General features: G+C 36.7%; 7 protein-coding genes and 2 pseudogenes. 6 read left to right on the plus strand and 3 right to left on the minus strand.

From position 1 onward, the window contains the following. Nucleotides 1-19 precede the first annotated feature (19 nt). Nucleotides 20-643, plus strand: coding sequence for an FMN-binding negative transcriptional regulator (locus tag AZF08_RS23870; RefSeq protein WP_033677635.1), 624 nt, complete (start codon nt 20-22; stop codon nt 641-643). Between the two features lie 120 nt (nt 644-763). On the opposite strand, the gene AZF08_RS23875 is transcribed toward AZF08_RS23870, so the two are convergent. After that, complete coding sequence (locus AZF08_RS23875; protein WP_033677634.1) at nt 764-2,239, minus strand: protein adenylyltransferase SelO; 1,476 nt, start codon at nt 2,237-2,239, stop codon at nt 764-766. 615 nt (nt 2,240-2,854) lie between these two features. Between AZF08_RS23875 and AZF08_RS23880 the strand changes: the two genes are divergently transcribed. From AZF08_RS23880 to AZF08_RS23890, 3 genes are all read left to right on the plus strand, one after another. After that, nucleotides 2,855-3,253, plus strand: coding sequence for a hypothetical protein (locus AZF08_RS23880; RefSeq protein WP_051725905.1), 399 nt, complete (start codon nt 2,855-2,857; stop codon nt 3,251-3,253). Nucleotides 3,254-3,749: 496 nt separating this feature from the next. After that, nucleotides 3,750-6,365: a phosphoenolpyruvate synthase gene (ppsA, locus tag AZF08_RS23885; RefSeq protein WP_033677632.1), complete on the plus strand. Its 2,616-nt coding sequence runs from the start codon at nt 3,750-3,752 to the stop codon at nt 6,363-6,365. Nucleotides 6,366-6,887: 522 nt separating this feature from the next. Next, complete coding sequence (locus AZF08_RS23890) at nt 6,888-8,150, plus strand: MFS transporter (protein WP_051725904.1); 1,263 nt, start codon at nt 6,888-6,890, stop codon at nt 8,148-8,150. A gap of 231 nt (nt 8,151-8,381) precedes the next feature. Here the strand turns inward: AZF08_RS23890 and AZF08_RS23895 are convergent, their stop codons facing one another. Continuing rightward, a complete protein-coding gene (locus AZF08_RS23895) occupies nt 8,382-8,738 on the minus strand; it encodes a hypothetical protein (protein WP_033677631.1) in 357 nt (118 codons plus the stop codon). 590 nt (nt 8,739-9,328) lie between these two features. Here AZF08_RS23895 and AZF08_RS32280 point away from each other — a divergent pair. Together AZF08_RS32280 and AZF08_RS23900 are read left to right on the plus strand one after the other, a co-directional pair. Continuing rightward, nucleotides 9,329-9,433: pseudogene (locus AZF08_RS32280) on the plus strand (ATP-binding cassette domain-containing protein); the annotation flags it as partial. Nucleotides 9,434-9,529: 96 nt separating this feature from the next. Beyond that, nucleotides 9,530-10,773, plus strand: a pseudogene (locus AZF08_RS23900) (serine hydrolase domain-containing protein). A 308-nt stretch (nt 10,774-11,081) separates the two neighbouring features. Here the strand turns inward: AZF08_RS23900 and AZF08_RS23905 are convergent. Then, nucleotides 11,082-11,546: a VOC family protein gene (locus AZF08_RS23905; protein ID WP_033677626.1), complete on the minus strand. Its 465-nt coding sequence runs from the start codon at nt 11,544-11,546 to the stop codon at nt 11,082-11,084. Nucleotides 11,547-11,586: the final 40 nt, after the last annotated feature.

An 11,586-nucleotide genomic window follows, 5' to 3' on the forward strand; every position in this document is an offset into this window, starting at 1 on the left:
TAAGAAAAAGAGGGGAATTATGTACATACCAAAATACTTCAACATAACCGATGAAAAAACAAAATATGAAATCATTGAACAAAATGGTTTTGCAACGTTATTTTCTCAGCATAATGGGGAGCCATATGCGACACATCTACCGTTATTATTGAATAGAGATGAACGAATTCTATATGGTCATTTTGCACGTCCGAATGAACAATGGAAAGATATTGGAGAGCAGAAAGTACTTGCTGTTTTTCAAGGACCACATTGTTATATCTCTCCTTCATGGTATGAAACGAATAAAGCCGTTCCAACATGGAACTATGTAGCAGTTCATGTATATGGTGAAATGAAGATTGTAGAAAACGAACAAGAACTTCTAGGTTCTTTGCGTGATTTAGTAGAAAAATATGAGAATCCAGCGAGTTCTTATTCGTTAGATGATGTGGAACCTAGTTACATTGAAGGATTAAGTAAGGGGATTGTTGGGTTCAAAATAAAAATTGATCGGATTGAGGGGAAACGGAAAGTAAGTCAAAATCATTCCATGGAGCGGCAGGAGTTAGTAATTCAGCAACTTGAACAAATTGATAGTGAGGACCATAAAGGGATTGCTGGGTTGATGAGAGAGAATCTTATAAAGAATGAAGAGAAATAAAAGAGCGGTCTGTTTTATAACTGGATCATATTAGAAAAGAAATGCTACCCCATCAGGTGAGGGGGTAGCATTATGTTGTATAAATAGTAACTCATGATAAAGTGTTAACTGAATTCTTTCTCACGTACCACAAAAAGTTCGATAAGGTCGGGCTGATGGTGCGGGAAGTGTAGCGTACTCACGCTGTTCAGGTGAATGCGCGTAAGGATTTGAAAGAACAGCAAGCAGTCGCTCCATCACGCTGTAGTCTCCTTGTTTCACTGCGGCCTCTAGGGCGTCTTCCACACGGTGGTTTCGTGGGGTTAGCGCAGGATTGTTGCTTTGCATCAACTGATGCGAGGATGCTTTTGATTCTTGTTGTCTGTCTAGTCGCGCCTGCCATTTTTCGCGCCACTTAGCAAATTCTGTGCTTCCAAATAATTTTGTATCCTCAGGTGTATCAAACGTTAATGCAAGGAATGTATTGGTATAGTCTGCGTGATACTTCTCCATTATATCCAGGAGTTCTTCAACAAGGGACTCATCCTCTATCTCTTCGTTAAATATGCCGAGTTTTGCTCTCATCCCAGCGAGCCAATTACTTTTATACTGTGCACCGAAAACTGAAATCGCATCTTGGGCTAGTTTGACAGCCTGCTCCTCGTCTTCATGTAGCAGTGGTAATAAAGTTTCAGCAAATCGCGCGAGATTCCACACACCAATGTATGGTTGGTTACCATAGGCATATCGGCCTTGCGTGTCAATGGAACTGAATACCGTTGCTGGGTCATATTCATCCATAAAGGCACAAGGTCCGTAATCAATGGTTTCTCCGCTAATGGTCATGTTGTCAGTATTCATCACTCCGTGGATAAAGCCAACTAGTTGCCATTTGGCAATCAACGCTGCTTGACGTTTGATCACTTCTTGAAGCAGTGAAAGGTATCGATTCTCATCAGCTTCAATTTCTGGAAAATGACGTTCTAGCGCATAGTCAGCTAAAATTCTGAGTTCCTCAACGGTGCCCCATTGAGCTACGTATTGAAATGTACCGAAGCGTAGATGACTAGCAGCCACACGAACTAGAATTGCACCAGGTAGGCCAGTTTCGCGAAGGATTGATTCGCCAGTTGCTACTACGGCTAGACTACGAGTAGTAGGAATGCCAAGCGCATGCATTGCTTCACTGATGATATATTCGCGCAGCATTGGTCCAAGTGCCGCTCTGCCATCACCTCGGCGAGAGTATGGCGTTCTCCCAGCTCCTTTTAGCTGAATATCAAAGCGCTCGCCTAAAGGAGTAATCTGTTCACCAATCAGTAGAGCACGACCGTCTCCTAACAAATTAAAATGTCCAAATTGATGTCCTGCATAAGCTTGAGCAAGAGGAATAGAACCTTCAGGAATTCGGTTGCCAGCAAGCACCGCTACGCCTTCTTCGCCTTGTAGTGCCTCGATATTTAATCCTAGTGATGTTGCCACAGGATTATTAAGAATGGCTAGCTTTGGTAAGTCTACAGGAGTTGGGCTAAGCTTGGTAAAAAATGATTCTGGCAGGCGGGCATAACTATTGTCTAAGTTCCATCCGGCTTCTTTTCGTTCTTTTTTCTTTTTCATTGTATCTCCTTTTTTCATCCTAGTTTTTTCTTTTACATAAAGCATAATATAAAAAGTATTTCATAATATACTCTATTTTATTTGTGGAATATATAAGGGTGGAATTTAATGTTGTTTTATCTTTGTCCTTCGTTTTTGTAATTCATTTGTAGTAATGGGTGTTACATCTTTAATCAATGATAAACGTATTAGTAATTGTGTTTTATTAACTATAAGCTTTTTTATTCAAATAGTGCTGATATACATTTTAACATTTTTACTTGTAGAACCAAAACTCAAACATTTTTCATTTTTGTTATTTCAAAAGAAAATCAGGATGTCATAGAAGTGAATGAATTAAATGATCTAAATAAATATCCGCTGTTTATCGGTGGTGAAAATTGTTTATCTCATCTAAGGTTAGTAAAAGAATTTTCCTAACTGAACAGTAGTCCTTTCTATTATAATGTCAGTCAAATTTCTGCTATTCCTTTTTATATACATAAGTTTCCGTCAGTAGGAGTGGTATCTTGACTTCGATTGGAAAGATGGTTCTCCAGATGTTAGTATCCAATCAGATAATTTCACTTCACGTTATACTAAAATTCAGGATTTTAAACAAGGTGACTATTACTATTGAGAAGGTTAGAAATAAATAGGGATATGAATATGGATTTCCATGTTATGATGAAGGATGAAAAATATTTAGGCATTGCTCTTGTTAATAAAGGAATTATCGACTATAAAATCTTTTTTAAAGAACCCATACCTATAAATGAAAATAATAACGATGTCTTGATATTTAACTATTTTCATATATCCCAAGAAGGTAGAGGGAATGGTCAAATATGGTTTAGGGATATTATTATGCCGTATTATAAATCTAAAAATTTTAAAACAATCTATGTAAAATTAAGTCATCAAAAGGTATTTTCTTTGTACAGCCGTTTAGGTACAGAAATTGGAGAATATACAAGTAATAGTGATAATCAATTATTTGTGAGGAAAGGTAAAATATTTAAAATCACTCTTTAAAATCCTCAATAATCGGGCGCTTTAATGAGGTAACGAAAAAAGCCCAATTTCTTAATAATAATACTAAGAAATTGGGCTTTTTAATATTGGAATTTCTTAACGTTGTAAATCCGTATTTTCCTAACGCTACACTAAATGATTGGATATTTGGATATCATTTTTTGTGAGTTATTTGTCTTGTAAAATGGGTTTTTTCTTCCTTTGAATTTGCAACAATTATGGTCGTGTAAATACATTGATAAAAATGAGAAACTGTGGTAAATTTATATAGATAAACCAATAATGAATTTTTGTATAAATTATCCCTATTTTAATTATACATCATAAAATTCTTTTCAGTCAACACCTATTTTTATTTTTTTAAAGGAGTGTTTGATATGAACGTGGAACTTCGCCAGGAGCAAGAACGAGTGGACAGCGTAATTGGTTGATCAGATGAACAATTTTTGTCATATGATTCTTCTTGGTATTGAGCTGATAAATGGGAGGGAAAGAAATGAAACCATATGTACTAGAGTTTCGGGAGATCGATAAAACGCAACTTTTGCTCGCTGGAGGAAAAGGGTCGAATTTAGGGAAACTATCGAAGATTCATGGAATACAAGTGCCAGAAGGATTTTGTGTTACGACAGAAGCTTATCAAAAAGCTCTCGAACAAAACGAAGCCTTCCACGCATTGTTGGATCAACTAACGCTGCTAAAAGTAAAGGATCGAGATCAGATTGGTGAAATTAGCAGAGAGATTCGGAAAATCATTTTGGAAGTAGAAATTCCTTCCGATGTAGTGAAGGCTGTTGCTCACTATCTCTCCCAGTTTGGTAATGAACATGCTTATGCAGTTCGTTCCAGTGCAACTGCTGAAGATTTGCCACACGCCTCCTTTGCTGGTCAACAGGATACCTATCTAAACATCAAAGGAAAAGATGCAATTTTACAACATATTAGTAAGTGCTGGGCTTCACTATTTACTGATCGTGCAGTAATTTATCGCATGCAAAACGGATTTGACCATCGAAAGGTTTATCTGTCTGTTGTTATTCAAAGGATGATTTTTCCACAAGCTTCCGGAATACTATTTACAGCTGATCCAGTTACCTCAAACCGAAAGGTGTTGTCGATCGATGCTAGCTTTGGACTGGGTGAGGCACTTGTCTCTGGCTTAGTGTCTGCGGACAATTATAAAGTGCGGGAAGGTAGTATTGTGGAGAAGACGATTTCTACCAAAAAGCTGGCTATATATGTACGAAAAGAAGGCGGAACGGAGAAGAAGGGAATTGAGCCGGGCCAGCAGAATCTATCTACACTTTCAGATGAGCAAGTGTTAGAGCTTGAAAGGATCGGTAGAAAGCTGGAAGTGTATTTTGGCTGTCCGCAAGATATCGAATGGTGTTTGGTTGATGATACATTTTATATTGTCCAGAGTCGTCCAATCACTACTTTATACCCCATCCCTGAAGCGAATGATCAAGAAAATCACGTCTATGTATCTGTTGGTCATCAACAAATGATGACCGATCCCATGAAACCACTGGGAATGTCTTTATTCCAGTTAACATCTTTTGGGCCCAGGTTTAAAGCTGGTGGAAGGTTATTTGTTGATATCACGCATAATCTGGCTTCGCCTGTCAGCAGAAAAACGATAATAGATACCTTGGGACAATCCGATCCGCTCATAAAAGACGCACTCATGACTATAATAGAGCGAGAAGATTTTATAAAATCGTCACCAGATGTTAAAAAAGTACAGAGTTCCAGTAAAAGCAATAAAGATATATCGTCTTCGGGTTTTCAAGCACAAATCGAAAACGATCCGACAATCGTTTCTGATTTGATTAAGAGTAGTCAAATATCGATAGAAGAGTTAAAACAAAACATTCAAACGAAATCAGGATCAGATTTATTTGATTTTATTCTAGAGGATATCCAGAAATTAAAGAAGATTTTATTTGATCCACAAAGTTTGGGTGTGATTATGGCTGCTATAGATGCTTCATCATGGATCAATGAAAAAATGAACAAGTGGTTAGGTGAAAAAAACGTAGCAGACACGCTTTCTCTATCTGTACCAAACAATATTACTTCGGAAATGGGTCTGGCGCTATTGGATGTCGCAGATGTGATTCGTCCTTACCCGGAAGTAATCAATTATTTACAACATGTAAAAGATGATAACTTTTTGGATGAACTGGTTAAGTTTGATGGTGGACAGGAAATCCAAGACGCTATCAATGCTTATCTCAACAAATACGGAATGCGATGTCCCGGAGAAATCGATATTACTAAAACTCGTTGGAGCGAAAAACCAACTACACTCATCCCCATGATTCTCAGTAACATCAAAAACTTTGAGCCTAATGCTAGCAAGCAAAAATTTGAGCAAGGGCGACAGGAAGCTTTGAAAAAAGAACAAGAGTTATTAGATCAATTGAAGCAATTACCAGATGGTAAACGAAAAGCCAAAGAGACAAAACGAATGATCAGCCTGATCCGGAATTTCATCGGTTATCGGGAGTATCCAAAATACGGCATGATTGATCGCTACTTCGTTTATAAGCAGACTTTGATGAAAGAAGCCGAACAGCTTGTACAAGCCAAAGTTATTCGTAAAAAAGAAGACATATACTATCTTACTTTTGAGGAACTTCGCGAAGTCATAGGTACAAACAAACTGGATTATCAGATCATCAGCAAACGAAAAGAAGAGTACAAACTATATGAAAAACTAACTCCCCCACGTGTTATCACGTCTGATGGTGAAATCATTGTAGGTAAACACAAACGAGAAAATCTCCCAGCCGAAGCTATTGTAGGTCTACCGGTTTCTTCCGGAGTTATAGAAGGCAGAGCACGCGTTATCTTAAAAATGGAAGATGCAGATCTAGAAGATGGAGATATACTGGTTACAACCTTCACCGATCCTAGCTGGACACCATTGTTTGTATCCATAAAAGGACTTGTCACCGAAGTTGGCGGACTGATGACCCATGGAGCAGTCATCGCACGTGAATATGGCTTACCTGCCGTTGTCGGTGTTGAAAATGCCACCAAGCTGATAAAAGATGGGCAACGTATTCGAGTAAATGGAACAGAAGGTTATATAGAAATACTATAATTCATTACATTTAAATCATAAAAGAAGAGCATTCGAATTAGGAGAATCATTGACATCATGGTGCTTTGCGGTCTATGGTAAGAACCCTGTCACTAGGACATATAAGGGGGCAGTAACTGAAGATCGATATTAATGTCTGTTAAGATTATCTTGAAATCGAGTCTTCTGTTAAAGGGCGCGTTTGTAGAATAAATATAAAAGGATCATACATATTAGCAGGACTAATATGTATGATCCTTTTTTCTTTTCACGCAAAATAAGTATTAAAAAAAGTGCAAAATAAATGCAAAAGTTACAACGCTTTTGTTAAAAAAACAAACAAGTACCATAAACGGTCGTTTTTGTTACAAAGGTTAACTTAGCATAAACAGGAACTTACAGAAAAATGAATAATTGGGTAAAAGAAGGAGTGTTTTTGTATTTTAAAGAATTTTATACTTATTAAATATTTAATAAGTAAGGGGCTTACTGCCAGTTAATATAAGTTTTGCTACTAAAAAAGGAGGTAAATTAGAGTCGATAATGAAGAAAGAAACAAACTTTAACTCATCGTTGAAACCGAATTCACAAAGTAGAAATCTAGTTTCAACAATTACACATTTTCCTAGTACCTACGTGATTTTTATTTTTGGTTTACTGATTTCCAGGATGGGTGATTCCCTTTATACGTTTGCTCTTCCTTGGATTGCCTATAAGTTAACTGGATCAGCAATAATTATGAGTTCACTTTTTGCTATCGGTGTGTTACCTATTGTTTTATTTGGTCCAATCGTAGGAGTAGTAGTGGATCGTTTTGATCGGCGGAAATTAATGTGGATTGCAGATTTAGGATGTATTATTTTAGTAGCCTTAATTCCTATCCTGTATAACTTGAGCGTACTTCAACTCTGGCATCTATATGTTGTTTCTTTTATTTTAGCCGTACTATCGATGTTATTTGACGTAGCGACTATTACAGTAATTCCACAAATCGCAGGTCAATCGTTAACAAGAGCCAATTCCGCATACCAAATGGTTAATCAAATTGCTAGTTTAGCAGGACCCGCATTAGCAGGTATTATAATTGCTATAATAGGTGGGATTAATGCTCTCTGGATAAATGCTATCTCTTTTATAGCTACTTTAGTTGCTGTATTACTATTGCCGAAATTAGAAAAGAAGAAACCCACAGATAGATCAAGAACACTATTGCAAACTATAAGGAATGATATGAAAGAAGGGCTTAAATGGTTAATGAATGATCGTCTTAACATTGCTTTATCTCTTCAAGCAATGGTGGGAAACTTTGGCGCTAGCGCTGTATTAGGTGGGCTTATGTATTATTTGCTTTCTACATTAAATCTATCTGCTGAAGAAAGTGGGATTAATTATACTTTAATCGGGGTAGGTGGTCTTTTAGGAAGTATCATTGTTATTCCACTTGAACGACGTTTTCGAAGGGGAATCCTTATTCCAACCCTTCTTGGGGTGGGAGCAATTGGATTGACCTATGCAATATGGAGTGAATATTGGCTTGCGCCAGGCATTTCATTTGGTATTGCTATGATTTGTAATATAGCTTGGAATACTATTGTAGCATCCGTCCGGCAGGAAACAGTCCCCACCGATATGCAGGGAAGAGTTTTAGGATTTTCACGTGTACTTACTCGTTTGGCTATGCCATTAGGAGCACTAGTAGGTGGATTAATTTCCGATTTTAATCCGGTTGCAATATTTATTTTGGCATCAACTACAAAGGTCATTGAAGTTATTATCGCGCTTACTAGTCCCATTCGTAAACTATGAGCAAAAGGGCTTCTTCATTAATGACTTTCTTACTAATTAAAAAACTAATAATATGTGATGAATCTCTGATGTTTGATTAAAAAATGTTTTAGACTATAGAAAAAAGTATTAGACTATTAAAAAATAGTTGTAGACTGAAAGGGTGTTTTCCATATGTGAAAACACCCTTTATTTCTGTAATTTCCATTGTTGAGGTCTGTAATTTTGTAGATATCACTACATTACTAATAATTACCTTATACGTTTTCTAATCTCTGCTGCTACGCTAGTAGGATCATTAATCTCAAAAAAGACATGTTTATACTTTTCATGACCTTCTAGTTCAATCATTACAAGAGGTACTCTGTTTTCATAAGAAAGAAAATACCATTCATCCGCATACTTAAAACTACCTTCAAAAATGTTAAGTGCTGAAATTGAAGTTCCAGGCATTCGGAGCATCCATTGAGGGGCATCAAAATAGTCAACATATACACTCTTAACAGTATTATAAGGAATTTTTAATTTTAATTTTAATGCAAAGAATCCTGTAATTCCATTTAATTTTAGGGTCATACTTTCGTTATCAAACTGGATCTCTCTTCCCATGTAACTCCTCCTGATTTTTGTTGAATTTACCCCTATCATCTAAATTATACCATTTAGGTGATAACAATGATGGTTGTTTCTTGTCGTAAATTCTATACACGTCAAGTTAACACAGGAGTATTTTCAATTTTACTAAGAAGAGCTGTCTTTGAATGTCATTTGTTTCTACTTGTAAGTTTTATATTGACTATCTAATCTAATACTTTATTTTTATAAAAACTCTTTCAAGAAACGACAACTACTCACTAGTCTAAATCTTTATTTTATGAAATTAGGACAATTAGAATTGAGAAATCCAATTAAACCAATAATGCTCAGTCTAAAACATTTTTAAAACTGAACATCTGATTTTCCTTTTAAAGAAATGATAGATTAAAGAAAAATTTTAGCTTTAACCTAAAAAAGTCGGTTTCTTAACGTACAAGAAATAGAAGCTATTTTGAACGTAAGTAATTTGTAAGGAATGGATAAGGAAAAAGAGAGTTTCATTGTGTATGATAAAAATATAACGAGGCGTGAAAGGTGGAACAAATATGACGTATATATGAAAAACAAACCAGTTAACAAGAGTATTTCAAGGAAAAAAAGTAATTTCTGGGGTTAACATACATGTGAAAAAGAGAGGGATTTACCGCTTGTTAGGAAAGAATGGCGTTGGTAAAACAACAATTATGAAGACGATTACAAACTTAATGATGACATTTTGTCATTGGTAGAGATGATAGCTGTGTGGTTAGTATGAAACAGCAAGCAACCACCTATACAATATGAATAGAGGAGAGGAATTCCTTATGAAAAYACGTAGTCAAATTACATTTGCAAGTCTGGCYCTTTTAATAGCTGGAAGTTCCCTGTTATACACAACGCCAACCTCAATTGTAAAAGCAGAGCCCACTCAAAATGTATCTAGTTCGTCACACACAAGCACTGAGCGAGATCGTAATTCTGTCAAGCAAGCAATGCGGGATACATTGCARCTTGGATACCCGGGGATACTTGCTAAAATTTCTAAGGGTGGAAAAACGTGGAGTTATGCCGCTGGGATAGCGGATCTGAGAACCAAGAAACCAATGAAAACAGATTTTCGCTTTCGCATTGGCAGCGTGACGAAGACGTTCATTGCAACAGTTCTACTTCAATTAGCTGGAGAGAACCGCTTGAATCTAGACGACTCCATYGAAAAATGGTTGCCTGGTGTCATTCAAGGAAACGGATATGATGGTAACCAGATTACTATCCGGCAGATATTGAAYCATACAAGTGGTATCGCTGACTACATAAAGTCAAAAGACTTTGATATTAAGGATACAAAAAAATCGTATACRSCTGAAGARTTMGTRAAGATGGGGATTTCTCTKCCCCCAGACTTTGCCCCAGGAAAGGGCTGGTCTTATTCAAACACAGGATACGTATTACTGGGTATYCTTATTGAAAAAGTAACTGGAAACAGCTATGCGGAAGAGATTGAAAATCGGATTATTGAACCGCTTGAATTGTCGAATACATTCCTACCTGGCAATTCAAGCGTTATTCCAGGCACCAAGNTGAAAATCGGATTATTGAACCGCTTGAATTGTCGAATACATTCCTACCTGGCAATTCAAGCGTTATTCCAGGCACCAAGCATGCCCGTGGATATTTCCAACYAGACGGAGCAAGTGAGCTAAAAGACGTTACTTATTCTAACCCAGGTAGCTCGGATGGAGATATGATTTCTACTGCTGACGACTTAAACAAATTCTTCTCTTACTTACTCAGTGGCAAATTACTGAAGGAACAGCAACTAAAACAAATGCTTACTACAGTTCCTACAGGAAGAGAAGGAATCGATGGATATGGTCTTGGAATCTATGAAATTAAGCTTCCAAACGGTGTCTCGATATGGGGACACACAGGTGGCGTTCCAGGGTTTTCTACTCTTGCTGGAGGTACACTTGGAGGCAAGCATACGTTGGCCGTCARTTTGAACAGTATGGGTMGAGCTAACAGYCCTGATCCTTTTAAAAATATTTTACTTGCTGAATTTAGCAAGTAGGCAAAAAGGAAAACTGGATAAATTTTGTCATAGTTTTTATAGGTAAAAATATACCTTGCTGGTTCAAAAACCCCCAACTTACTCTAAAAAATAAATTGGGGGGTTTTTGGAATTTTGGTGGCAACCTAACACTATTACGCTAATAAAACAAAATCTTCCCTAAAATGAAAAAAATACGCCATCCTTTCTGTATATTTCTACAAAAAGAATAACGCTTTTTATGAATTATGGGTATAAATTCATCTTAGGTTGATAGTAATGTGGTACTATCCCATTTAATATCAAAAGGTATTTTTGGAAATTGTTTCCTAAGATTGATTTGTTCGCTTAAACCATTGATTTAATTCCATCATTTCGAATTTTTCTTTACCATCAATCCTAAGCGGTGAAATGAACTCTAACAGATTTCCGTCTGGATCTTCAAAATAAATTGCAGCATGAGCTTGTGGGTGATTAGGGAGTACTAATGGCTGGCGCTCAGGTGGAAAATTGAAGATATCAACCACATCCACATTTCGCTCGTTTAACCATTTTTTTGCATTTTCCATATCTTCCAGATCAATTTGAAAGGCAACATGACGAATGGAAACGTGGTAAGGGATTTGAACTTGATCACTTTCCCATAATCCAAGCCAACTTTTTCCCTTTTCAATCCAGAAAAAGGCTAGTTTATCCCCTTTAGCAGCCAATTCTAGACCTAATCGTTCATAAAATTTAATGGATTGTTCGAGCTCACTTACAGGTAAGTGGGCTTCATATATTCCTTTAATCATTTATTATCCCCCATAACATAATTTTATGGTGTCTCTTGCT

The sequence above is a fragment of the Bacillus gaemokensis genome (assembly GCF_001590835.1).
In the GTDB taxonomy this organism is placed as follows: domain Bacteria; phylum Bacillota; class Bacilli; order Bacillales; family Bacillaceae_G; genus Bacillus_A; species Bacillus_A gaemokensis.